The 25,526-nt window shown below is 49.6% G+C and carries 23 protein-coding genes and 1 pseudogene; 18 read left to right on the top strand and 6 right to left on the bottom strand.

Annotation, left to right across the window (positions count from 1 at the left end; all coding sequences use genetic code 11):
• Positions 1–68: 68 nt before the first annotated feature.
• Positions 69–1,517 (bottom strand): aminotransferase class V-fold PLP-dependent enzyme, encoded by a 1,449-nt coding sequence (locus tag C504_RS0112195; protein WP_018689630.1) that lies wholly within the window; start codon positions 1,515–1,517, stop codon positions 69–71.
• Between the two features lie 82 nt (positions 1,518–1,599).
• Here C504_RS0112195 and C504_RS0112190 point away from each other — a divergent pair, with 82 nt between their 5' ends.
• Entirely contained in the window at positions 1,600–2,073 is a 474-nt protein-coding gene (locus C504_RS0112190; protein WP_425393382.1) for an Lrp/AsnC family transcriptional regulator, read from the top strand.
• A 218-nt stretch (positions 2,074–2,291) separates the two neighbouring features.
• Here the strand turns inward: C504_RS0112190 and C504_RS18960 are convergent.
• Both C504_RS18960 and C504_RS0112185 read right to left on the bottom strand, forming a co-directional pair.
• Positions 2,292–2,408: pseudogene (locus tag C504_RS18960) on the bottom strand (transposase); the annotation flags it as partial.
• Between the two features lie 266 nt (positions 2,409–2,674).
• Entirely contained in the window at positions 2,675–3,664 is a 990-nt protein-coding gene (locus C504_RS0112185; protein WP_018689628.1) for a DUF2971 domain-containing protein, read from the bottom strand.
• Between the two features lie 256 nt (positions 3,665–3,920).
• Here C504_RS0112185 and C504_RS0112180 point away from each other — a divergent pair, with 256 nt between their 5' ends.
• The 9 genes from C504_RS0112180 (at position 3,921) to C504_RS0112145 (ending at position 14,395) form a co-directional block, all read left to right on the top strand.
• On the top strand, positions 3,921–5,291 hold the full coding sequence (locus tag C504_RS0112180; protein WP_245555197.1) for a tyrosine-type recombinase/integrase: 1,371 nt from the start codon (positions 3,921–3,923) through the stop codon (positions 5,289–5,291).
• An 87-nt stretch (positions 5,292–5,378) separates the two neighbouring features.
• On the top strand, positions 5,379–6,203 hold the full coding sequence (locus C504_RS0112175) for a hypothetical protein (protein WP_018689626.1): 825 nt from the start codon (positions 5,379–5,381) through the stop codon (positions 6,201–6,203).
• Positions 6,143–6,361, top strand: coding sequence for a helix-turn-helix domain-containing protein (locus C504_RS19115; RefSeq protein WP_083923185.1), 219 nt, complete (start codon positions 6,143–6,145; stop codon positions 6,359–6,361). The genes C504_RS0112175 and C504_RS19115 overlap by 61 nt, the downstream gene beginning before the upstream one ends.
• Positions 6,361–7,050 (top strand): helix-turn-helix domain-containing protein, encoded by a 690-nt coding sequence (locus C504_RS0112170; RefSeq protein WP_018689625.1) that lies wholly within the window; start codon positions 6,361–6,363, stop codon positions 7,048–7,050. The genes C504_RS19115 and C504_RS0112170 overlap by 1 nt, the downstream gene beginning before the upstream one ends.
• Positions 7,051–7,052: 2 nt before the next feature.
• On the top strand, positions 7,053–7,664 hold the full coding sequence (locus C504_RS0112165; RefSeq protein WP_041951730.1) for a hypothetical protein: 612 nt from the start codon (positions 7,053–7,055) through the stop codon (positions 7,662–7,664).
• Between the two features lie 173 nt (positions 7,665–7,837).
• The gene (locus tag C504_RS19110) at positions 7,838–8,161 is read left to right on the top strand and encodes an HGGxSTG domain-containing protein (protein WP_018689623.1); all 324 of its coding nucleotides are present in this window, start codon (positions 7,838–7,840) and stop codon (positions 8,159–8,161) included.
• Positions 8,162–8,271: 110 nt separating this feature from the next.
• On the top strand, positions 8,272–9,840 hold the full coding sequence (locus C504_RS0112155; protein WP_018689622.1) for a type I restriction-modification system subunit M: 1,569 nt from the start codon (positions 8,272–8,274) through the stop codon (positions 9,838–9,840).
• A complete protein-coding gene (locus C504_RS18380; RefSeq protein WP_018689621.1) occupies positions 9,837–10,937 on the top strand; it encodes a restriction endonuclease subunit S in 1,101 nt (366 codons plus the stop codon). Before C504_RS0112155 ends, C504_RS18380 begins: the two co-directional genes overlap by 4 nt.
• A 2-nt stretch (positions 10,938–10,939) precedes the next feature.
• Entirely contained in the window at positions 10,940–14,395 is a 3,456-nt protein-coding gene (locus C504_RS0112145) for a DEAD/DEAH box helicase family protein (RefSeq protein ID WP_018689620.1), read from the top strand.
• 110 nt (positions 14,396–14,505) lie between these two features.
• Here the strand turns inward: C504_RS0112145 and C504_RS17820 are convergent, their stop codons facing one another.
• Together C504_RS17820 and C504_RS0112130 are read right to left on the bottom strand one after the other, a co-directional pair.
• Positions 14,506–15,030, bottom strand: a complete 525-nt coding sequence (locus C504_RS17820; RefSeq protein ID WP_018689619.1) for a hypothetical protein — start codon at positions 15,028–15,030, stop codon at positions 14,506–14,508.
• Positions 15,031–15,461: 431 nt separating this feature from the next.
• Positions 15,462–16,271, bottom strand: coding sequence for a class II aldolase/adducin family protein (locus tag C504_RS0112130; RefSeq protein WP_018689617.1), 810 nt, complete (start codon positions 16,269–16,271; stop codon positions 15,462–15,464).
• Positions 16,272–16,419: 148 nt separating this feature from the next.
• Here C504_RS0112130 and C504_RS0112125 point away from each other — a divergent pair, with 148 nt between their 5' ends.
• The 8 genes from C504_RS0112125 to C504_RS0112090 all read left to right on the top strand — a co-directional run bounded on the left by C504_RS0112125 (position 16,420) and on the right by C504_RS0112090 (position 24,883).
• Complete coding sequence (locus C504_RS0112125) at positions 16,420–17,187, top strand: IclR family transcriptional regulator (RefSeq protein WP_018689616.1); 768 nt, start codon at positions 16,420–16,422, stop codon at positions 17,185–17,187.
• A gap of 67 nt (positions 17,188–17,254) precedes the next feature.
• Positions 17,255–18,343: a TRAP transporter substrate-binding protein DctP gene (gene dctP, locus C504_RS0112120; RefSeq protein ID WP_169385121.1), complete on the top strand. Its 1,089-nt coding sequence runs from the start codon at positions 17,255–17,257 to the stop codon at positions 18,341–18,343.
• Positions 18,344–18,353: 10 nt separating this feature from the next.
• Complete coding sequence (locus C504_RS0112115; protein WP_018689614.1) at positions 18,354–18,917, top strand: TRAP transporter small permease; 564 nt, start codon at positions 18,354–18,356, stop codon at positions 18,915–18,917.
• Between the two features lie 10 nt (positions 18,918–18,927).
• Complete coding sequence (locus C504_RS0112110) at positions 18,928–20,226, top strand: TRAP transporter large permease (RefSeq protein ID WP_018689613.1); 1,299 nt, start codon at positions 18,928–18,930, stop codon at positions 20,224–20,226.
• A complete protein-coding gene (locus tag C504_RS0112105; protein WP_018689612.1) occupies positions 20,227–20,913 on the top strand; it encodes an HpcH/HpaI aldolase family protein in 687 nt (228 codons plus the stop codon).
• Entirely contained in the window at positions 20,910–21,701 is a 792-nt protein-coding gene (locus C504_RS0112100) for an SDR family NAD(P)-dependent oxidoreductase (protein ID WP_018689611.1), read from the top strand. Before C504_RS0112105 ends, C504_RS0112100 begins: the two co-directional genes overlap by 4 nt.
• Positions 21,702–21,711: 10 nt before the next feature.
• Positions 21,712–23,118 (top strand): amidase, encoded by a 1,407-nt coding sequence (locus C504_RS0112095; protein ID WP_018689610.1) that lies wholly within the window; start codon positions 21,712–21,714, stop codon positions 23,116–23,118.
• Positions 23,119–23,155: 37 nt separating this feature from the next.
• The gene (locus C504_RS0112090; RefSeq protein ID WP_018689609.1) at positions 23,156–24,883 is read left to right on the top strand and encodes a thiamine pyrophosphate-binding protein; all 1,728 of its coding nucleotides are present in this window, start codon (positions 23,156–23,158) and stop codon (positions 24,881–24,883) included.
• A gap of 366 nt (positions 24,884–25,249) precedes the next feature.
• On the opposite strand, the gene C504_RS18790 is transcribed toward C504_RS0112090, so the two are convergent.
• Entirely contained in the window at positions 25,250–25,390 is a 141-nt protein-coding gene (locus tag C504_RS18790; RefSeq protein WP_018689608.1) for a hypothetical protein, read from the bottom strand.
• Positions 25,391–25,526: the final 136 nt, after the last annotated feature.

The following is a 25,526-nucleotide window of genomic DNA, read 5'->3' as shown; positions in this document are numbered from 1 at the left end:
CGACATTTTAAGCCGCAATTAGGTTGTTACTTCGCTGGCTCTAGCTTGTACGCTTTTCGGCAAGTCGCCTATGCGGGGGAGAAAATCGCGGTGGTTGGATCACACTTATAAGAGGCCTCATGTTGCCCCGCGCTATCAGCCAATTCCAAGACTGCATTGAGAATCGTTTCTATCTCAACATCCGTAGCCAGAAAGCTAAAATTCAAGCGGACGAATCCTGGTTTTTCAACTTCATGCCCAGCAAGGATAGCCGTGCGCATTTTATCCGAACTATCCGCATCAATGCCCAGCACGCGGTGCACATAAGGGCCTGCACATGCGCAGCCGCCACGTGCTTGAATGCCGTAGCAATCTGATAGAAGGCGCGTGACAAGTTGCTGATGAACATAACCACCAGCCCCGTTGCGCAGTCGGAATGAGAAAATCGGAAGCCGCTTGCAATCGGTATTTCCAAGGATTTCAATATTGGGGTGAATTTCCCATGCTTGCATGGCACGCGAGCAATTCTCATTGTTGCGCTTGGTGATGTAATCTTGACCGATTGTTGATTTGACAAGTAGACACAGCGCTGCACGCAAATCGCCGATGACATTCGGCGTGCCAGCCTCTTCACGCGCCTCAACATTGCCCGAATAATCATGATTTGTCGGTGACACAAACCGCACAGTGCCGCCGCCGGGTAATGTGGGTTTTTGAGCGCGTACCGCATCATGGCGCAGGATTAAAACGCCAGATGCCTGAGGTCCGCCAACGAATTTATGGGGTGATAAAACAACCGCATCAATTAAAGCGTCGGGTGCAGGACAAAGATCAATCGAAAGATAAGGCGCGCCGCCTGCATAATCCCAGACAATCGTTGCGCCTGCTTGTTTCAGAACGCGGCTGACAGCGATAACATCCGTGATAATGCCTGTAACATTGGATGCTGCAGAAAACGCACCGATAATGGGCCGCCCGCGAACACTTGCCAGTGTTTCGGCAAGCGCTGTCATGCAAGGCCCGCCATTTTCTGCTTCAGGGACTTCAATGACTTCCGCGCCACTTTCGCGCCAAGGCAAGATGTTGGAATGGTGCTCATAAGGGCCGATGAGAACCACAGGCGACTTGCCTTGAAGGGCCATATCACGCAGGCCCAAAAGGTGTACCAGCCTGTTAATCCCCGTTGTCGCGCCTGAACCGGCGAATATTACAGCGTGCTCTTTAGACGCATTATATTCGCGGCGAATAATATCACGCGCTTGGCGGCGCAGGCGGGTCATCATGCCGCCAACATATGATGCCTCGGTGTGGCTATTGGCATAAAATGGCAGCAGCTCTTCCATCACAAAATTTTCGATCTGCTTCAAGGAGCGCCCTGAAGCGACATAATCAGCATAGATCAAAGGCTTCTGACCAAATGGGCCGTCAATCACGGCGTGATGCCCGATCAGGCCTTCTGTGAGATCATGCACAATGGTGTCTGTTTGAATGCTGGCTTGAAAGCGCTCAAATAGATTTTGTCCTGCTGTTTGGTTCATTTTGGAGCTCCCTAGATCGATGAGCTATATTTAACTCACCGCGAAGTAAATTATTATACTTGTTTATGGGTAATTTGTATGAATATTGGGTCATATGATCGAATATGATAGAATAGACCGTAAAATCATCACCGTCCTTCAAAGAGACTGCACATTGTCGCAGCGCGACGTTGCTGCGGAAGTTGGCTTGTCACAAAATGCCTGTTGGCGGCGCATGCGGCGTCTGGCTGAAAGCGGCATCATTGAAGGGTATCATGCGCGTATTTCACCGGAAGCGGTTGGTCTGGATTTAACTGTTTTCATGATGATCCGTACCCGTAAGCATAGCGAAGTATGGTCGCAGGCCTTTCGCAAACATGCTGCAACTATTCCTGAGATTGTTGATGTGTACCGTATTGGGGGCGATTGGGATTATCTGATTAAGGTCGTGACAACATCCATGGCAGGTTATGACGCGGTTTATCAGAAATTGACTGCGAAAGTTGAGCTGGAAACCATTACAGGGCTGTTTGCGATGGAAGCGATATTGGAAAATCGTCCCCTGTCATTGCCGTAAGGTCTTAGGTGAGTGCCGAGCCAATGACGGCCACATGTTCTTTCTGCGACCATGCACAGATGTTTCTGCATTTAATAGATGTGGTTGCAGTCATTCCCGCTGAGTCGTAAAACGTCTTGCGCAACCAGATTATAGATTTGGTTTGCGTGACAAGTATCCCGCAAATATCAAGAAGCTATCGGTAACCCCAATGATCCGCCATATTTGTTACGCCATTAGAAAAATGACGCAGTGCTCATGCCATGCTCACGGCAATGTGCACTAACTGGAATGCCGACCTAAGTTTGGCGAAGGATCGCCATAATCTGCGCTTCTCTAAATCGGGTCGTTTTCATTCAAAATCTCCACGTTCATCATGCCGAAAAAATTCTACTTTTGAATGCTATAGATTCAGGTGTTGCAGTGTACGCCTGAATCTCTCACCCTTATATTACGGGGGGATTACCCACCCAAATGTGAAACTAAATAAATATTAATTAAAACTCAGCATCATAAAAAAGCCGATATAAGACGAATTGACGGGGCAGAAAACCCGCGGCGTTTAGTTAAACTTTATAGATATGAGGCGCAACTTCCACACTTGACGCTAATCACAGAGATATTAATGACGTACGAATGGAATAAGAGAAGGACGAACTTTGCAGGTGATGCCAGTAGCTTCTATCATTTGAGTTGCTGATCGCAATCTTGCATCCATACGCGGGTTAGGACCAACAATTACAGCTTCAACGCAATCCAGAATAGGCAACTTCGCAGGGTCAGTAGATTTATATGGAACAATAAGCCCATTTCGATTAAAGTACTTCACGTTAGTAGAGCTAGAATTCGAAGAAATAAATTCGGCTTGGGTTAATCTAAACTCCTTCTCCTCACTGAAGTGCTTATTTTTTGTATGTGTCAGATACTCAAGTAAAGTCTCGAAGGCTCTGCCTTTAATATGCGTTAGTGGGTTTGGTATTAAACTCTGATCTAATGATCCAGTAACATTGACGGTGCTTTCTAAGTAATCTTTATAAGCATTCCTAAACACCTCTACATTCTTTAAAAATTCAATCTGTAAAGGATTTTGCTGAGTATAATGCACCTCTTGAAGATCATAGTCCGCTGTATTTACGTTATTCGCAGCAGCGATCTTTTCAACGAGCTTCTTTCTACTAAATTGGATGGCATAACCACCATCTGAACCATAACCCCGCCACTGACTAAGGAGACCATGATTGAGTTCATCACTATTGTTTGGCTTGCAGAAACAAGCGATATATACACATAGCTTCCTGAAGATCAGACCGACAATTAAGTTAGTAAATCCATCCGCATAATCATAAGGGTTACCACCTCTAGAGGCGATAATCGACATCATTGGGTCTTTTTCATTTATAAGCTTATTGGTGAAAGAATTAAATTCGTGGGTTAGCAGCTCTTCACCTGTAGCTAATTCGGTCTCATCATTGCTGCAATAAGAAGCCGTACACCAAATTTCATTGCTCTTGAAAATACCCATCAGGCCATTCGCGTTGGTGTAATGAAATAATTTATCATCAATATCCTCCTGAGAATAATTTGGTAGACTATGCCCATGGTAGTACTTCATCCGCTTACTCACTTCAGATGGAATATTAGTGAACCAATAAAGCCTCAGCAGAGGTGAAACTTACAGGCACTATTGATTAAAATTTAATTTTAAAAAACTCTCTAACGTATAAATAGGACGAGCATAAACAAACTCTAATAGGGTTAAAAGTAGGGTGGGCTTGTGTAGAGTAAAATAACTGTATATATTACAATGAGTTAAAAAGGTAAATGGCGGACAGACAGTCAATCGTACTTTTGGTTTTGACAATGTTTGATTGTATGAAATTCCTTATATATTGGGTGTTTTTGGCTTATGGTTGCTTCCATCGTCCTTGATTGTTTGTTACTATCCAGCGCAGAAAGTGGGAACTGTCCCCACTTTTTTCACCTGTTCCCACTTTGGAAATTTCATGGCGCGCGCAATACACAAGCTTACAGATCGCGGTATTCAAGCTTTAAAGGGAGTTGACGCTGGTCGTCACAGCGACGGTGGTGGATTGTACCTACTTGTTAAATCAAGCGGTGCTAAATCTTGGGTCTTTATGGCAAAGCCCAAAGGGTACAAAGCTCGCATTGAAATGGGCTTGGGTCCCTACCCCGAAATCAGTTTGTCTTCGGTTCGCCAGAATGCAGCAGAATATCGCGCCGTAATTGCTCAAGGAGGAAACCCTATTCGAGAAAGGCAGGCTGCCAAAGAAAAGAAGATCTTTACTTTTGGAGATGTTGCTGCCGAATATATCGAAATTCATAAATCAAAGTGGAGCAACTCAAAGCATATTGCGCAATGGGAAATGACATTATTGGGGCGGGGCGATAAGGGTCACGTGGACTATTGTAAGTCTATCCGCGAATTACGCATTGAGGAATTAACAAGACGTGACGTGCTAACTGTGCTCCGACCAATTTGGACGGAGCGACCAGAAACAGCATCGAGAATTCGGGGCAGAATTGAGCGCGTCCTAGGATTCGCGATTGCTGAAGGCTTGCGCGATGGAGACAACCCCGCGACTTGGAAGAACAACTTGGACAACAGTCTGCCCAGTCACGCAAAGCGGAAGGTTCAGCATCACGCAGCAATGCCATATGCCGACGTTCCACAATTCCTTCAAGCGTTGCGCGAACGTCAAGCTATGGCCGCACGCGCATTAGAATTTGCGATTTTAACTGCATCCCGTTCAGGCGAAGTGTATTACGCCTCTTGGGATGAAGTAGACATTGAAGGTGCTGTATGGATGATCCCTGCAAGCAGAATGAAAACACGGGTTGCGCATCGAGTACCTTTATCCGATGCCGCGTTGGCAGTCTTGGCACCTCTAAAAGAAATCTACGGTGAAGGTTTCATTTTCCCCGGTCAGAAAAGAGATAGCGCATTATCTAACATGGCAATGAAGGTATTGATGCGCAGAATGAATGTTGGGCAATATACGCCACATGGTTTTAGGAGCGCGTTTAGAGATTGGGCAGGCAATGAAACGTTAGTCGCACGCGAGGTTGCTGAGGCCTGCTTAGCGCACCAAATTGGAAACGCGGTCGAACGTGCTTATCGCCGAAATGATGCCTTAGAAAAACGCCGCCAGCTTCTAAATATGTGGTCAGACTATTGTTTTGAAAATCAACCAGAGAATGTTTTGCAATTCGCAAAATGATATGTCGCCGATTGTAAGTGACCATCAAATCTTGTGACTAGTTTGTATTTCTGCTTGTTTGCATGAAGATATAGAGACGAGGTTTCGATGGACAATTTCGATAGCAAAAAATGGGTTTATTTGTACCCACTTATCAGGGTCATTATCGAGCAAATAACCCGCAGCCCTGAGCCCAAACAGAAATTTGGCCTTTACCGTCACACAAGTGATTTGGCGCAAAATCTGTATTACCTCTCGATGCCAGATAGAGACGCCCTACTAAGGAAGCTGGCTTCCCCCGATCAAGAGCAACAAGCGGCAGAAGAAAATGAAGCGATCGCGAAGCTGGAAAAATATGCTGCCAGCCGAGGCATCAAGACTTCTGATAATGCTTGGATGATAATAGCAGCACTAGCTGCTGCTACGGAATTCATCGAACTTGAGATGGGCGGCGAATTAAACAAGCCTGGCTCGGGTCGCAAGAAAAAGCCTTTAGGATCGGAATATCTGAGCTTATTAAAATTCATGCACTGCATTACCGAATTATGGACTTTTATGGAGCTCTCAATAGGGAAAAAACTTAAGCAAGCTGACGTAGCTAGAGAAATGGCACGACGGCAATTAGCAACAAAAAATGGCCAGCAAATATCTGATTTTAAGTGGGATGGAAGCAACGAAGAGCATGTTCGTCGCTTTGAAGCTTGCACACGGCAAATTAGAGCGAAAAAACGTCGCTATCTAAAAGTTCTAGAAGATGGTGGGCCCACGGCATTAAAACAGGAGATTAGAAAAAAGATTAATTTCCATAGAAATAGAAAGCCTACGAAGTATGACTGGAGCTGTTCAGAAACGGAAAAGAGGGAACTTCCAAAATGGAACAGCAAGTATCGAGAAATCAAAGAGGTGTTTTGGAGTCGAGACAAAAGGCGCTGACTATTGCCCAAGCCTGCCAAACATCTGGCCTATCACGCAGCTTTATTTATAAAAAATTCGCCTCAGGTGAGTTGCCGCGTTTGAAAGCCGGTAAGCGTGTTTTAATCCTTAGAGAGGACTTGGAAGCTTATCTGCTCTCAATCCGGGAGTGCGCATAATGGATGGCTCCGTTTTATATCCAGATGATTCTCAATCAGTCGATACGACATCGACAGCAAGTGAAGTCAAACCGCCTGATAAACCGAAAAAAAATGCTGCCCCTGCTACGAACAGAGACAGCATAGATATCAAATCACCTAACAAGCGATATGACTTCAAACTTAGCACGATCACAGGTGTAAATCTAGTAGAGCTGCGGTCTAGATTGGGCCACGGTTCGGCAATTTCGGACACATCTCTTTTTGTGCACCTGCGCCTCTGCTGGTTAGAGGCTATTGCCAACAATCGAAGCATTACGAATGGGGCTACAAATCTTGCTATCTGTTTGAACGGCTCTTTTAATGGAAAAACTGCGCAGTGCTACAAGTCAGTTTCAACACTCGCCAAAGAGCTCGGCGTTAGTATCGAAACTATAAGACGTTATCTACGAGCGCTTGAAGCGGCCGGCTATCTGCACACACTTTCGCGCGCTGGCAACTACCGGCAGAACATTTACTATCCTGATTTCAGGTTAACTACCCCCCACAAAGAGTTGGGTACGACCCCCACATTATTGTGTAATGACCTCCCACAAACTCGTGGGAGAATCTCTAAGAACAATCCATATAAAAATACCAAAGCAAAAAGCAACGAAACTGAACAGAGTTCCACTGAAGATTTCATGAACTACGCCGAGGAATGGAGATAGAAATGACGAATATGAGTTTATACCCCAACACTGATCAATCAGAATCTCTACGAAAAGATTTGAATACATATTGGGAGGCAATGCAGCCCAGCATCTGGTTTGCAAGTCCATGTTCACGCCATTCCAGAGATGCTGACCAGATTCCGAACTTGGAAAATTACAAAGGGGAAGAGCGTGACCGTATGGCTAAGCAATGGTATTTCAAATTGGCAGACGACAAATCTATTCAGAAGCTCGACCACTTGTTGAAAACTGTATCAGAAATCAAACCAGGGCCGGAAATAGTCGCCACTTGTTTGCAGAAGATTTTCGGGTCCCTGCGTAACAGTGCAAGGTTTGACAGAAAGGTGTACTTCAATGGAATGATGGAAGCGCTTTCTCGTGAACCGCATTGTTCGGCTTACGCTTTGTTAGAAGCGACAACAAAGTTCATGGAAACTGAAACATATGTGCCTTCGATCGCGGATTTTCTGTCCAAAGTCAGAGCGCACCACTGTGGACTGCATTACATGACTAGTAAGTTGAACGCTTTGAAAGCACTAAAACATGAAGTCGAGATTCATCTAAAATCCATTCGCGAAAAAGAACAACAGGCAGAACTTCTATTGGCTTAGGCATTGCTGATAGGTGAGCGTGTATGCTCGCGCTCACCTAAAAAACGCTGAATTTGAACAATTAAAAAGTTTCTAGCTATAGCAGGCTCATGGGGTCTTACAAAAAGATAACAATTGTTAACATCAAAATCACTTTTAACTACCGCGGCGCGAGAACTTACGGGGAAGAATAGATGCACGATCAATCGCCAATTTTCGAACATTGTCCCTACATTCAACCAGAAAAAACAATTCTAAATATGCTTTGCAACCTCTGCGAGGTAAAACCATGCATCGAGCTACACAAGCTAGCATCTGACGCACTTGCAGCGGAAAAAAAGTTACCCGTGCGCGCTGAGTGCAGCGCTAAGACGCGTGCTGGAACACCTTGTAAGTTGAAAGCTCTACTAGGTAAAAACCGATGTCGATTGCATGGCGGTCTCTCAACTGGCCCTAAAACACCAGAAGGAAAAATGCGAATTTCTGAAGCGCAGAAGCGCCGGTGGAAAAAGCTGTAAGGCAACGAAATACTGTTGATGTATTTTGCATTCTCTACGCCCACCGACATTGACAACCAGCACTCGCATCCGTCTATATCAATGCTGCATTATGACTGGGGAGCCGCACTGTGATTACCGGAAAATTGAAAAGCCAGGTCGATACGCTGTGGAATGCGTTTTGGTCGGGCGGCATCGCCAACCCGCTCGAAGTCATTGAACAAATTACATATCTGCTTTTCCTGCGCGGGCTCGATCAAGAGCAGACATTGGCCGAACGCAAGGCCAACACCACTGGCCAGCCAATTGAACGCCGCATCTTTCCTGAAGGACGTGACAATATTCCAATCCTTGACGATGACGGAGAGGTCATTGCAAAGGGCCTGGACTATTCAAAGATGCGTTGGAAATATCTATCCGGCACCAATCCTGATGAGCAATATATGATTATGGACGGCCATGTGTTTCCGTTCCTGCGCACGCTGGGCGGTGAAACATCCTCGCTGGCGGTTCACATGAAATCGGCGCGGTTTACCATCCCGACACCCGGCTTGTTGTCCAAAGTGATTGATCTCATAGCTGAAATTCCAATGGACAGCCGCGACACCAAGGGCGACCTTTACGAATATATGCTGTCAAAAATCGCGAGTGCTGGCCAAAATGGCCAGTTCCGCACGCCGCGCCATATTATTGAACTTATGGTGGCGATGGTTGCGCCAACACGCGATGATGTGATTTGCGATCCGGCCTGCGGTACATGCGGTTTTCTGGTTGCGGCCAGCGAATATTTGCGCGACCACGACAAGGGTTTATTCACGGATGATCGCGCTAGAGAGCATTTCCATCACGGGATGTTCCATGGTCATGATTTTGACAATACGATGCTGCGCATCGGCTCGATGAACATGGCGCTGCACGGTGTTGAAGGCGCGGATGTCTCCTATAAGGATTCACTTTCGGAAAACGTGGCGGGTGACGGGGCAGCCTATAGCCTTATCCTTGCCAACCCGCCCTTTGCGGGATCACTCGACAAGGAAACAACCGCCAAGGATTTGCTGCAGGTTGTCGATACCAAAAAGACTGAGCTATTGTTCATGGCACTGTTTTTACGCCAGCTTAAGATCGGCGGCAGAGCTGCGGTGATTGTGCCGGACGGTGTGCTGTTCGGTTCGTCAAAGGCCCATAAATCTGTCCGCAAAATGCTGGTCGAAGATCAGCAACTGGAAGGCATCGTTAAATTGCCGTCCGGTGTATTCAAACCCTATGCGGGTGTTTCAACCGCGATTTTATTTTTCAAACGAACGGATTCGGGCGGCACGGATAATGTTTGGTTTTATGATCTGCAAGCCGATGGTTTGAGCCTTGATGATAAGCGCTCAATTTTGCTGGATGCTGAAAAGTTTGGACCTAACGCGACTGGGTTGAGCGAAGAAGAACACGCTAAAAACAATCTGCCCGATGTGCTGGCGCGCTGGCAAAACCGTGATGCGGATGAGATAAACCGAGAACGTATCGCGCAGAGCTTCTGTGTGCCGAAGGCAGAGATTGCATCGTCCGGTTATGATTTATCGATCAACCGCTACAAGCAGGTGGTTCATGAGGAGATCGAGCACCGCGCACCCAAGGATATTATTGCCGAACTCAAAGATATGGAAGCCGATATTGCGCAAGGCTTGACCGAACTGGAGGCCTTGCTGTGAGCAAATGGCCGATAGTGGCGTTAGGCGAGGTATGCGGCTTACAAAACGGTTTTGCATTTAAAAGTAAGTTGTTTTGCAGCGCTGGAACGCCAATCTTACGCATCTCTAATATTCAATCTGGCGGGATCAAAGATACGAACCTTGTCTTCGCAAACCCCGCTGATTACCGAGAAGATTTATCCCGTTTTAAAATCGAATTCGGCGATTTACTAATTGCTATGTCCGGAGCAACCACTGGGAAGATAGGATTCAATCAGCAGAAAAAGACGTTCCTATTGAATCAACGTGTGGGCAAATTTGAGCCAACGGCTAACCTAGATAAAAAGTACTTGTATCATTTTCTTGAAACAAAAGTTGCAGACAACTTAGAGATTTCATCCGGTGTTGCCCAGCCGAATTTAAGTGCAGATCAAATTCGAAAAATGCAAATCCCGCTCCCGCCGCTCGACGAGCAAAAGCGGATTGCGGCGATATTGGACAAGGCGGACGCCTTGCGGCGCAAACGCCGCGACGCCCTCGCCCTCCTAGACACACTGACCCAATCGATTTTTATCGATATGTTTGGTGATCCGATTACCAATCCTAAAAAACTTGTGCGCCGTCCACTATCTGAACTTATTAGAGTTAGCAGTGGCGAGGGGCTCACATCAAATGAGATGCTTGGTGGTAAATTCCCCGTTTATGGAGGTAATGGTATCAATGGCTGGCATAATCAGGGCGAACATCCGGCAGGTACGGTCGTTATCGGGAGGGTGGGTGTCTATTGCGGGGCTGTGCATGTTACGGATCGCAAATCGTGGATAACTGACAATGCATTAGTGGTGAAAAAGAAGCAGGATATCGAAACCGAGTACTTGGCTGACGCACTAAAATTGGCAAACTTGAACCAATATGCTGGACGTGCCGCTCAACCACTTGTTTCAGGTAATAGAATTTATCCGGTTGAAATTTTAGTCCCTGATGAAGCTGAACAAAGAAAATACTCGGAGCTCAAAAAAAACTTAAAAAGTCGATCCCAGAAAATCGTTCATCATCTCACTCAACTCGACACCCTCTTTGCCTCCTTGCAATCGCGCGCATTTTCCGGTGAACTCTGACCATGTCCAATTTCGCTTTCCTCCGTTCAGATTTTCCAAACGTTTATGACGCTGCGGTTTCTGCGGAAAAATTAGGAGAGAGCGATCCGACCGGCGCGGCATTTTTTGCTGGAAAGACTATGGAGCTGGCGGTCAAATGGGCTTTTGCTCATGATCCCAAACTCACCCCGCCTTATCAGGACAATATCTCGACGCTGATCCACGACCACACTTTTGTTCAAATCGCAGGACAGGTGGTTCAGCTTAAAGCCAAATATATCAACCGCATCCGCAACCGCGCAGTGCATGAAGAAAAAAAGATTGTGGGCGGCGAGGCTTTGGCATCGCTGAACGCGCTGTTCCATTTCTGCTACTGGTTTGGCCGCACCTATGGGCGCAAAGATAAGCCTGCAGAAACACTTGAATTTGATGCCTCTTATCTGAAAGCCGGATCAGCCAAAGCCGTTGAAGGCCTGCGTGTTGCATTCTCCAAATTACAGGCGCAGCAGGCAGCGCTGGAAGAGCGCGACAAACAGTTGGAAGACTTGCGTTCTGGCAGAGCAGCACTCGATGCGGAAGTCGTCGCTCTGCGCAAACAGGTTGCACAGGCGCGCGCAGAAGCAGAAGCCCGTATCGACATTCATGATTATAATGAGGCTGAAACCCGCGATAAGATGATCGATCTTTATCTTCGCGAGGCAGGTTGGACGAGCTTTATTGACGGCCGCGACGTGGAATATGAAGTCACGCCGATGCCCAATGCGAAAAATACCGGTTATGCGGATTATGTGCTTTGGGGCGAAGACGGCAAGCCGCTGGCCGTTGTAGAGGTTAAACGCACACGCCATGATGCGCGCAAGGGCCAACAGCAGGCCAAGCTTTACGCCGACGCGTTGGAAGCCATGCATGGGCGTCGTCCGGTAATATTCTTCACCAATGGTCAAGACACATGGGTTTGGGATGATGCGCCGCGCGCTAACGGTTCTGGCAAACCGCCACGGCGTCTTGGCGGGTTTTATAACCGTGCCGAGTTGGAATTGATGATCCAGCGCCGCGTGACCGCCGGCAGAATTTCCGATGTGAAAATCAACCAGGAAATTGCAGGCAGACCCTATCAGCTCAAAGCAATTGGCCGCATTGCCGAGGAGTTTGACAAGGGCCGCCACAAAGCGTTGCTCGTTATGGCCACCGGAACAGGCAAAACCCGAACAGTCGTCGCGCTTGTTGATGCGATGATGAAAGCCGGACTGGTCAAGCGCGCTTTGTTTCTTGCGGACCGGACGAGTCTTGTCAAACAAGCTGTTAGTGCGTTCAAAGCACATTTGCCATCGTCCAACCCCGTCAATCTTGTTACCGACCGCGACAATACGGGCCGAGTTTATGCGTCGACCTATCCCACCATGATGGGGCTGATTGATGGTAAAGATAAAAAAGGCCGTGTATTCGGCCCCGGCGCTTTTGATCTCGTCATCATCGATGAAGCGCACCGCTCGGTCTATCAGCGCTACAAGGCGATTTTTGATTATTTTGACAGCTATCTGGTTGGCCTCACGGCAACGCCGCGCGATGAGGTGGACCGTGACACCTATGAGCTGTTCGATCTTGAGACGGGTGTGCCGACAGATTCTTATGATCTGGAAACCGCCATTGCGCAGAACTATCTGGTCAAACCTGATCCTGTGTCCGTACCGACAAAGTTCACACGCGGCGGCATTAAATATGCGGAGCTTTCACAGGACGAAAAAGATCAGTGGGACACACTGGAATGGGATGACGGTGAGGTGCCGGATGAGGTTTCGGCTGACGAGCTGAACAAATTCTTGTTCAACAAAGACACTATCGACAAAGTGCTCGGCCATTTGATGACCAATGGCATTCACGTCAAAGGCGGTGACCGCCTAGGCAAAACCATCATCTTTGCCAAAAGCCAAAAACATGCCGAGTTCATTGAAGAGCGCTTCAACGCCAATTGGCCCGATTTGGGTACGGCGGGCTTTGCACGGATTATTACACACCAAAGCGACTACGCACAGGATCTGATCGACAAGTTCTCAATTAAAGATAAGGAGCCGCATATCGCCATATCGGTCGATATGCTCGACACCGGTATTGATGTGCCTGAGATTGTAAATCTGGTTTTCTTTAAGCTGGTGCGTTCCAAAACCAAGTTTTGGCAGATGGTCGGGCGCGGTACGCGGCTTTGCCCGGATCTTTTCGGCCCAGGCGAGGACAAGGATAGTTTTCGTATTTTCGACTTCTGCCAGAACCTGGAGTATTTTGGCCAAGACCCCGCCACCAAAGAAGCCCCGAAATCAAAGTCGCTGACGGAACGGTTGTTTTTTGCGCGGCTGTCTCTCGTCAAAACGCTTGAAAGCGAAAACGATCGCGGCGGAATGAGTGCATCGGAAGAGGACTATGAAGATCATCCCGATGCAACGCCGACGGTCAGTGAAATTATTCGGCAAGCCCGTGCTGAAGCACAGGGACTTATCCGCTCGATGAGCCTTGATAATTTCGTTGTGAGATCAAAGCGGTTCCTCGTTGAAAAATATCAAAAGCCGGAGAGTTGGATCGCACTTTCCGACGATGCGATAGAAGAGCTTGGTGAGATCGCTGGATTACCGAACAACCTTGCGTTTGAAGGCGAAGAAGCCAAGCGGTTTGATCTGCTGATGTATTCTCTTCAGGTAGGATTGCTGCGTGGCGAAAAGCGTTATGAAAAATTACAGAAACAACTCATCGAGATAGCAGAAGCCCTCGAAGTACTTTCCAGCGTTCCCGCCGTTAAACAACATATGGTTTTGATCGAAGACATTCAGCGGGCCAATTGGTGGGAAGGGATGACGGTTTCCGTTCTTGAGTTCGTCAGGCGCCGTCTGCGATCGCTTGTGCATTTGGTCGAGCGCGACAAGCGCAAAATTCTATACTCGAACTTTGAGGACGAGTTTGGCCAAGGATCTTCCGTTACTCTGCCGAAAACAAGCGGTGTTGATCTGGAGAGCTTCAAGAAAAAAGCGCGGGCGTTTCTGAGAAGTCAAAATGAAAACATCGCGCTCGCGAAAGTCAAAAATGCAAAGCCACTGACTTCAACTGACCTTGCAGATTTAGAAACGATGCTAGTTGACGCTGGTATCGGTACACACGACGATATTGATCGCGCGTCAAAAACCGCTGAGGGGCTACCAAATTTTATCCGTTCGCTGGTCGGTTTAGATAAGGGGACTGCATCAGCCGCATTTGCCCAATTTTTGGATAGTGATGCGACGGCAGACCAAATCGAGTTTGTGCAGTTAATCATAGACTATCTGACCGAGAACGGCACAATGTCGCCAGCTATGATTTATGAAAGTCCGTTCAAAGAAATTGCCCCGCAAGGCCCGGAGGAATTGTTTCCAGAAGACAAGGTGGTTTCTCTTGTGAGCGCTATTCGGCGCGCTGGGCATGCTCAGGCCAGTAACAGTGCCGAAAGCTTCGGGTGACGACTGAGATTAGCTAGATATTTTCAGATAATCGAGCCAGTCGCGATAGTGCGCTTCGCGTGAGCCTGTAAAATTTTCCATGCCGGGTTCGGTGAGTGTGCCCTTCGGCGTTACGTAACTTTTTTAGTGCGTCCGGGAGCCACATGCCATGAGATGTTGAAAGCACCGAGCTTTGGAAAGAAATAGAGGTCTGTCGGCGGCAAATTGTCGTGTATCCACCAAGCCATTGCCTGCCAGTCTCCTGACTTTTCATAATAGTCTATGAAGCTATTGACGACGACCGTTGCCGTTGCCCCACAATGACCGTCCGCATCACGCACATCAAAAATATGCCCGGCATAGTTCGCCTCGTTACTTGCGCAGTTGAGGCCGTTCTCGTTGCCGAATTGATTGACCGTAGGCGAACGATAAGCTGAACGAATGCTTATCCGGCCAAATGCTTCCTGCAACGGCTCCAAAAGGTTTTCGCAAAGGTTTCGGGCTGAGTGAACCGCAAGATCCGGATCAACGGGAATGTTCGGAATGCCGTAAAAATTGGATATTTCGGAATAGAGCATGTCACGCATGAAAAATGACTTGGATAGGCGTATGCGTCCAAGGTCTTCCAACGATTTTACTGATTTTGGTGCTTGCATGCGGAAGCTCAAACATTTGACTGAGTTATCCAAACTATTGAGGTTTAGACGATTGTTTTCAAGGCACTTTTATACACAGTCATGTGGTTGATAGAACCCAATTGAGCGATCTAACAGATTGGTACTTAGGTCTATGTTTATTGTCCCGCAATCGGATATTTCACATCGCTGTGAAGGAAAACTAGCATGCTGCCAGCCTCTCTTTCATATTGCTCGGCTTGCAATGCTGCGGGTACTTTTATTGTCCAAACTTCCTTTCAAGCACACATCAATATTCATCTCTGTCAACTTTGTTGAAAGCCGGCGTGTGGCTGCGAAAATTGGAATTTCGCACATAGGTACTGGAGCGCCCACGCTGAATTGGCTCCTGATCGAAAGAGCCAATATTTTGAACAAGGAGATCTTGAGCAGCGTGTTTGCTTCAGTTTTTATTACTGAAAAAGATCTGCGTCGGAGCGACAAACAGCATCATAGATGGGCTGAAAGTGCATCCATGCCATATAAGGTGTAGCCAGATGGTCGCGAGAATGAATCGCAGCCTTGGGCGGTATGACTTTGAGCGGGTGACCAGTAGATTCCGCTTTGATCTGAATCTCACATGCTTTCTCCGCGGCGATGAACCACCAAGCCGCTTCGTCAACGCTTTCGCGGCCGACGCTGAACAAACCATGATTTTGGTGGATCGCGATTTTTGCGTCACCAAATGCTGATGCCACGTTTCCACCTGCACTTCGCTCGACGACAACTGCACCAGCTTCATCGGTAATGAGTGCCTGGTCCTCGAAAAAACCGGCCGAGGTTTGGCTTATTGGGTCGAGGGGGCGTCCCAGAGCAGCCCACGACATGCCGTAGGTTGTGTGAGCATGGCAAGAAGCGAGCACATGAGGATTGGCCTCATGTATGGCGGCGTGAAGCACGAAACCGGCGCGATTGACCGCCCAGCTGCCCTCCAGCACCTTGCCGTCATGGTCGACTAAAAGGAGGTCAGAAACCTTGACCCTTCCGAAATCCATTGCAAAAGGATTTGTCCAGTAGAGATCCGGGTGTTCAGGGTCGCGAACAGTTATGTGCCCAGCAAAGCCATATTCATATCCATACCGCGCAAATACCCGGCATGCTGCCGCGAGCCGCTGTTTGCGGTGCAAGCGTTCCTCTGCAATTGATTCAAATTTTGGCATGCGTGGAAAGTAAAGACCTTCTTGGTCTGGTTCATAAATAGATTTTGTTGGTTTCCCGGCCATCGGATTTCCTTTTCCTGATCAATTAAGATTTTTTTCCGCGAAAACGCGGCGATTGGCTCGCTGAAAATGAAGGATATCAGCCCTATTGACAAGTGATATATTTACAGTACGGTAATTATTGTATGAATAAATTCACTAGGTGAATATAATGGCGTCCGGCGATATACAATTGTTGACAAGAGCGATGACGGTTCTTCGTGCTATTGCGGCAGGTCCGGATGGCGGGATGCGAGCCAGTGATCTATCCGCCAAGACAGGATTACCTCAGCCGACCATGCACCGTTTGCTCGGCGCCCTTGTTAAAGAAGGTTTGGTTCGAAAGAAGTCCGGCCGGCTTTTTTCTCTTGGAGCGGAGGCCCTTTCACTTGGCAACGCGGCGTCCAGAATGTTTGACATCAAGGGAATGTCGCGGGATGCGCTGGAGCGCCTTGCGGATGATCCGGGTGACGTTTCTTTTCTTCAAGTCCGCTCCGGTCCTTTTGCAATTTGTATCGACCGGGCGGACGGAACCTACCCGGTCCGTCCTATGACATTACAGCCTGGTGAGCGCCGCCCGCTGGGTGTCGGAGCCGGCAGTCTCGCTCTTCTCAGTTTTCTCGACGAGGTGGACCGTGAACAGGTCATCGACGCCGAAGAGAAGCGCCTCGCGGACTATCCGGGGTTTACCACACACAGTTTGCGAGAAGCTGTACAAAGAACACGTGATGCCGGCTTCTCTTGGGTCGAAGGCGATGTGGTCGCCGAAATGTGCGCTGTCGGTATGCCTGTATTCGACCAAGACGATAGGCCGATCGCATCTCTGAGTATCGCAGCTATCCGCACACGCCTTGATCAGGCTCGACAAGAATCTGCGCTGGCGCGCCTTAAACACGAAGTCTCGTTGCTCTCCTCGGAATACGGCGGAGGAGAGCGCTAGAGGAGACAGCAGGAATCCCATTTAAAGCTGAAAGTTGACTGAAAATATTAACAAGGAAGGTAATGTTATGAAATTTCGCAAACTCGTGGCGGCAACGCTATTTACTGTACTGTCGTCTGCGACAGCCTACCCGGCTTTGGCTCAAGAGCAGGTCAAACTGCGCTATGCCAGCCTCTATTCATCTACTGATTTTTACGAAGTCGCCGCAAAATATTTCATTGATGAAGTGACCCGTCGCACGAATGGCAATGTGACTTTTGAAACGTACTATGGCGGTAGTCTTTTGAAGGCGCGTGAGCTTTCTCCGGGCGTAACAGCAGGCGCAACAGACATCGCAGTCACTGTGCCGGGCGCTTTTGAACCCGAGCAGTTTCCGCTGACGGGAGTGCTTCTGCCGTATGTGACAAGCAACCCCTACGCCACAACCTCTGCTTTCAAAGAAATGTATGAGAACGGGGACGAATTGAAGGCCGAGTTCGATAAATACAATCAACATCTACTGTTTGCCATGGGGTCAGGCGAGAACACCCTTTGGACAAATAAGGAAGTCCGCACTCCTGCCGACCTCAAAGGACAGCGCATCCGTGTTACGCTTGGTGTGGCTGATGCGCTCGCCGCTCTTGGCGCTACTCCGGTTGGAATTCCGTGGTCTGAAGCACTCGATCTCATTCAGCGCGGCGGCGTTGACGGCGTGAGCGCAACCCCGTTTGACCAGGCTGTAAAGACCGGCCTGGCTGACATCATTCCCTATGTTTCCGATGCCGGCGGTTCGGGCAGTTACGCGGTTGTCACCGTTGTGATGAACAAGCAGAAGTGGGAAGCGCTGGATGAAAATACCCGCGCTGTGATGGAAGAAGTCGCTGATGAAATGGCCGGTCACTATGTCGATGAACTCGACAAGGAAGTCGAAACAATGGTCGAAAAGCTGTCATCCTCACCCGAGGTTACAGTCGTTGAGATTTCAGACGAAGAAGCCGAAGCATGGAGCGGACCGGGCTTTGAAGCGGCATATGATGTCTGGAAGGGCCGGGCGGCGGGCTCCGTCGACGATCCGGATGCATTCTTTGAACGCTACCGCGATATCGTAGAGCAGAAAGCGACTGAGCGGCCTTATGTTTCCGGCATTGAGCGCTACGTCGCCAAACAGGGCAAGTAGGGGGTAACGCGTGGAAAACGCAATACGCGAAAGAACCAAAAAGGCGCTCGACATTGTCGAGTGCTTTAACCTCGGCGCCGGCGCCTTATCGGGTATTGGAATTATCCTGTTTATCGTGACAATCGTGCCCGATGCGCTGACACGTTCCTATGCGTCATATGCGATGCAGGGAATTCCCGAGTTTAATATATTGACACTTGTGGTTCTTGTTTTCCTTGCGCAGGCAGGCGCCCAGTGTCGCAAGGAGCATTTTCAAGTGCGTGTTCTTTTGGACAATTTGCCAGAAGGTCTCGTCCCGGCAAGCCGGTTTCTGATTTATACAGCGCAGCTGATCGTCGCTGGAACGTTTGCGTGGTTGACCACAACTCGGGCAATTATGGCTTATTCGATCAATGAATCTACGTTCTCGGTGATTTCTTTCCCCGTCTGGCCAGCCCGTATCGTAATTGCTTTGGGTTTTTGGATGTTAACCGTACAGCTTCTCATCGACTTGTTCAGAGTTGTCGCGCCGGATTGGGCGCCGTCGCCTAAACGCGGCCCTGAAGATATATCCGAATATACAGCCGAAATTTAGGACTTATAAAATGGATCCGTTTACCGTCGGCCTTATAATAATTGCAGGCTTGATTACACTCTTGGTACTGGGCGTGCCAATTGCGTTTGCTCTTCTGCTCATGGGTGGTGCCGGGGTGCTTTTGACCAGCGGCATTGCTGGTGCAACATTTATCCTGTCAGGACTGCCATATTCGTCAATTGGCGAGCTCAGCCTTATCACTATCCCGCTGTTTTTATTTATGGGCCATATGGCCTTTGCCGCCGGAATTACCGGCCGTGCCTTTGATACGGCAAAAGCTTGGTTCGGTCATGTATCGGGCGGTCTGCCAATTGCCACTGTTTTTGCCTGCGCGGGTTTTGCCGCCGTAAGCGGCTCAAGTATTGCCACTGCAGCGACGATGGCAAAAATCACAGTGCCTGAAATGCTGAAGAGTGGATACAGTGCGAAAATGGCGGGCGCAACTGTCGCAACCGCCGGAACGCTTGGCGTACTGATCCCGCCCAGCAGTATTCTTGTGATTTATTCTATCGCCACACAGGCACCCATTGCCGACCTGTTTCTGGCTGCAATTATTCCTGGCGTCTTCTCGGCATTTGCCTATGCGGGGACCATTTGGCTGATGGTCCGGATGAGTCCTAAAACCCGCTCTGCAACTGCATTACCCAAGGCCCCGCTGCGCCGGCGCTTTACGACACTTCTGAGTTCTTGGGAGATTGTTTTACTTTTCGCCTTAGTAATGGTTCCGCTCTATTTCGGGATTGCGACTGCAACAGAAACTGCCGCCTTCGGTGCCGGTGCAGCGCTTCTGATTACAATGTTCCGCGGTTCGGAACGACTGAAGTCTCTCAAGGACGGGCTTTTGAACAGTGGATCGGCAACCGCAACAATCATGTTGCTCATTGCCGGTTCTGCTCTTTTCAGTACGGCCTTGGCTACGTCCCAAATTCCGCAACTGGTTGCGTCTTGGGCGGGCAGTCTCGACCTCGGACCGACCCAGATGACGATTTTGCTCTTGATTCCATTTCTGATTCTGGGCTGCTTCATCGATGGTATTTCGACGATCTTCCTGACAATGCCAATCGTTTTCCCAATCGTACTGCAGTCCGATATCAACCCCGTACTGTTTGGCATACTTGTCACCAAGACGATTGAGATTGGTGCTGTTACCCCGCCCATCGGAGTAAATGCCTTCGTCGTTGCAGGGACCGTCAAAGGGATCTCGGTGAAGGACGTATTCATCGGTTCGATCCCTTTTATATTGGCCGATTTGGCTCTTATCGCGGTTTTGATAGCCGCCCCGTCTATCGCGCTCGGAGTGCTTAAATAAATGAATAAAACGAACTTCAACGCAAAGCTGAGGGACGGCATTCCAATGCTGGTCGTCAATGTTGACCATCCGTCACCGGGGTTGGTGAACTATCTTTGTGCCATCGGTTGCGACGCTGTCTTCTTTGACTGCGAACAAGGCAGCCCTGACATTGAGAGCGTCGAAAATATGGCGAGAGCGGCCCGGCTTGGAAACGTGACTTCACTGGTCAGGCTATGGTCGCGCGAGCCATGGATGATCGAGCGCATGATGCTGCGCGGGGTCGACGGCATCGTCGCACCACGTGTAGACACAGCGGAGACTGCCGAGCAAATCGTTGATACCGTGCGCTATGTATTCCCGAAAAACTACGAGCAAAAGACTGTCGTTGTACAGGTCGAGAGCCTTGAAGCTATCGATTCCCTCGACGACATGCTGGCGGTTGATGGCATTGATGCCTTCTTCATTGGCCCTGTCGATTTGTCAAAGAGCCTCGGCCATGGTGGACGGTTGGATGTCCCGGAAGTCGCAGAACTCGTCGAGCGCACTACTTCGCGTATTGTTTCTGCCGGAAAATCTGCTGGAATGTTGGTTACAGAGAAGAATGTACGAGCGATTCAAAAAACCGGAGCGACCTTCCTTTACTGCCATGCAAACGATTTTCTGCGCATTGGAATGGCCGAATTTAAGGCGAGGATGGCAATATGACGCAAACCTTGTCAGAAGCAGCCGTCGTGTTCGGAGCAGGATCACGCGGAGGGCGAGAAGGGATTGGCCGCGCTATAGCGCTTGAGTTGGCGCGGCGCGGCAAGAATGTCTTATGCATTGATGCCAGCCTCGATAACGCCCGTGAAACCGCAGACGCTATTATACAGGAAGGTTTTTCTGGGCGTGCTGCCCAAGCGGATGTCACTGATGCCAACGCAGTTAAGGCCGCAGTAGATGCTTTCGCCACAGAGGCCGGTCCTATTACCATCGGTGTATTCAATGTCGGCATACAAACGATGGGCGATATTGAGGACCTGACGCCCGAAGCATTGAACAGCACAATGCAGGCAAACCTTGGCGGTGCGGTTGGCTGCACCCAAGCGCTGCTTCCCGGAATGAAGAAGGAAGAGCGTGGATCAATCGTTTTTATTTCGTCGATAGCCAGTATTGTAAGCTCTGCGACACCTAACGTTGCCTACGGCACATCGAAGGCCGCTCTTAACCTTTTTTCACGTTCGCTCGCGGTTTCGCATGCCAAATATGGAATACGTTCGAATGTCGTAATGCCCGGTCTCATCGACAGTCCGATGGTCAGATCTGCCTTCGCCGATGATCCGGCTGGCGTCGAGGAGGTAATGAAACGGCGTTCCCAACGTTGTCCGTCGGGCAGGATGGGTACAGCGCAGGAAGTTGCAAAGGTAGCCGCATTTCTAGCTTCCGATGATGCTTCCTACGTTTCAGGCGCTCTGCTTTCCGTCGATGGCGCACTCAGTTGCAAGATGGCCTGAAGGAATAAACATGACGAAATACGGTATAAAAGACAGCTTTGATCTGTGGGAAGCGGCTGCTCGGATCAAAGACGGACGTCTTTCTTCAGCGGAACTCACGCAGAATTGCTTAAGTCAGATTTCGCTTCACGGAGCCAAGCTGGGCGCGTTTTCTGAGGTGTTCGCGGCAAAGGCGATGGCTGTCGCTCAAGCGCGTGATGCCGAAGCCAAAGCAGGCAGTTTTGTAGGGCCACTTCATGGGGTTCCTGTGGCAGTCAAGGACCTGCTGGATATTGAAGGACATGTCACTGCGGCAGGCTCGTTGACCCGCTCTAGCCGCGCAGCTGCTGACTCAACTGCGACAGTCGTGCGGCGTTTGGTGGGTGCAGGGGCTGTTATAATTGGTAAGGCTAGTCTGGTCGAATTCGCTTTTGGCGGCTGGGGCACAAACCAGGGATGGGGAACGCCATGGAACCCGTGGGATCTAGACGTGCATCGCTCACCGGGCGGGTCCAGTAGCGGTTCGGCTGTGGCCGTTGCAGCTGGAATGGCAATGGGCGCTATCGGGACAGACACGGGAGGGTCGATCAGAATTCCCTCTGCCTTTTGCGGCTTGACGGGCCTAAAAGTTACAGAAGGCCGCGTTAGCAATTCAGGTATGTCATTTGTGAGCCGCACACTTGATACTGTGGGACCGATGGCATGGAGTGCCCGCGATCTTGCTCTACTTTTAGACGCCATCCATGGCCCTGATCCACATGATCCCAAGACATTGCGGGTTCTGCCCGAAAATTTCACCTCCGCCATAAATGATTTTCCGCAGAACCTCAGAATCGCTGTTCCGCGTAGTGAAGATCTTGGCGACACAGATGCAGATGTGATGCCTGCATTTTGGAAAGCTTTGGATGTTCTGTCCCGGCTTAGAGCGTCTACCTTCGAGATGGGTGAGAGTATGGACTTTGCGGCTGAGCAGGAGGCGACCGGGACGATCATTGCGAGTGAGGCTTACGCAGAATGCGGCCGCGATGCCGAAAGTGACATAGCCGGTGATCCGGCGTCCAGAGGGCGAGTCCTGAAAGGCGCATCGATCCCCGCTCACCGATACGCCGCCGCACTTGCCGAGCGGCGCGTGCGTCGAGCCAGTTTTCATCGCCGTTTCGAGGCATTTGACCTCATCGCTATGCCTACTCTGCCTATATCGGCGCGTCCGGTGGACGCGCTCGACGAGAACGATTTATCGCCTAGCAGACTGACCCGTTTTGCGAGCTATTTCGGACTTTGCGCCATTGCGGTTCCGTGTGGTTTTGATGCCGCAGGGCTTCCGCTTTCTATTCAGTTGGTGGCTGCACCTTATCGGGAGCGCCTGCTTATATCGGTTGCGCACGCCATTCAACTGCAAACGGACTGGCACCTTGCCCGTCCTTCGGGCCTTGCGTGAATGCGACAGGTCCCAATTTAAAACAAGGGAAATCAATATGACAAAGATCGAGATAAGCGGCGGTGAAGCGCTGGCCAGAATGCTGCAGGCATTTGATGGCGGCCCCATGTTCGGCATGGGCGGCTTTCAATTGTTGCCATTTTATGATGCCGCGCGCCGGCTAGGATTAAAACATCATCTCATTAATGACGAGCGTGCCGCAGTATTCGCAGCAGATGCTTACGCAAAGGTAACAGGGCGAGTCGGCCTTTCAGATGCAACTTTGGGACCCGGAGCGACGAACCTTGTCACCGGTCTGGTGGAGGCACTCAATGCTGGCACCCCAATGGTACTTCTCGCCGGTGATACGCACCGTGAGCATTCCTGGAAGAATATGACGCAAGAAAGTCGCCAGGTGGAGATTTTACGTCCAGCATGCAAAGAGATTATTCGTGTAGAAGTGATTTCGCGGATACCGGAGCTTATGCGCAGAGCTTTTGCCGTTGCGACGTCCGGCAGGCCAGGTCCAGTCGTTGTGGATGTCCCAGAGGATATTGCACATGATACGTATGCATTCGATGAGGCGGAATTTTATGGCAACCCGCGTCACCGCGGCGTACCTGCGCTGCGTTGCCGTCCTGATGAAGACGATATCATCCGGGCGGCCGATCTCATTACTGCGGCCGAACGTCCAGTTATTTTGGCAGGTGGCGGTGTGCACCTCAGCGGCGCTGCTGAAGAGCTCACCCGCTTCGCACGTTCGTTGAATATACCAGTCGCGCACACGCTGACCGGTAAAGGCTCAATTCCTTGTGTTGAAGAGTTAAGTCTTGGCCTGTTTGGCCGCTACGACCGTATCGCCAACGAGTTCATCGAAAAATCTGATCTTGTCATTTCCCTTGGCTGCAAACTCGGCGAAATCGCCACGAAACGGTACTCAGTTCCGCCGCAAGGCAAAACGCTCATCCATGTCGATTTGGTCGCAGAAGAGTTCGGGCGCACGATCGAACCCGATCTATGCCTGTGGGGAGATATATCCGTGACCTTGAAAGACTTGGCGAAAACAGTTGGCGGGCGTACTGAATCAACCCACCAGCGCCTGAAGTCTTATGTTGAAGAGGTGCCCAAAAAAATGACGAAATGGCGCGAGAGCGTGCGCGCAAACCTTGAATCGGAAGAAACGCCGGTTTCGATGGCGCGTCTGCTGACCGAGATCAACAAAACGCTCCCAAGCGACGGTATTCTGGTGGCCGACGGTGGCTTCGCCGCTCACTGGGCCGGTCTTCTTTTCGATACAAAGGAGGTGGGACGACGCTTCGTACCAGATAGGGGCTTTGCATCAATCGGTTATGGACTGCCCGGAGCCATGGGGGCTGCACTTGGCGCGGAAGGGCGCAATGTATTGGCGCTGACGGGTGACGGCGGCTTTAATATGATGCTGGGTGAGATGGAAACCGCGCGGAGGTTGAAGCTGGACCTGACCGTAATCGTCGTGAACAATGCCGCTTCGGGTTATGTCAAAGCGCTTCAGCATCTAGTCTACGGCGAGGGTAATTATCACGCATCGGATCTGGTGGAAACCGATTATGCGGCGGTCGCTAAAGCGATGGGATGCCATGCCATCCGTGTTGAAAAGCCGGAAGATATTGAGGCAGCCCTTAAGGAGGCTTTGTCCACTTCAGGCCCGTCAGTGCTTGACATCATCGTAACGCGGGATCCCGCAAAAATGTTGCCCGGCGTAGATAACCGGACAGTTAAAGTGAAAAAAGGTGATCGGATAGCTTGATCCAATTTTCACTCGCTTGCGCGGTCTAAATTACCGCGCAAGTTTGATCTATATTGATTTCAACCACTGTCTGGACAGACGCACGCCCCGAAAGGCACTTATTTAAAGCAAGGCGACGACGGCGTGCCAGTAGCGAAAATATGTAGAATTAGTTTTAGTAACGGCTTTCCGCCACAATAAATAGTCCTCTATCATTGCCGCAAACAACGGGATGCTGTCACCAGCAGACTTTGAAAAACAACAAAAATTGAACCAGCAGGGTGTCTAGGAAACGCGGGGCTATTCAGATGTCCAATTTGTGCACTTTAAGAGATGACCCCAACTATGTGACAGTTGGGAGTTTGAACCTGCATTTTGCTCGAGTTCTTATCCAGCGGCGGCTTCGGCGCAATCGCCAAGGATTTGTGAAGAGGGGCGAAGTTCTGGATGATTGGCTGGAAACTGTCGAGGATTTTTCATTGGGTACATTTTGAAAAAAACTTTGTTTAAGCTAATTTGATCATCCATATGATTTGACTTTCCCCATCATCTTTATCGATCATTTTGGTTATTGCTGCGCTCCTGATAGTGGGAATCAAATTGCCAGACGCCTAAAAGATATCCTTAGTGGGAATAGAAGTGGGAGCGTCCAGCATGAAAAAGG

It is taken from the genome of Ahrensia kielensis DSM 5890 (genome assembly GCF_000374465.1).
GTDB classification, from domain to species: Bacteria; Pseudomonadota; Alphaproteobacteria; order Rhizobiales; family Rhizobiaceae; genus Ahrensia; species Ahrensia kielensis.
Note: the sequence above shows the minus strand (reverse complement) of the source record. Positions and strands in the feature narration are given on the sequence as shown.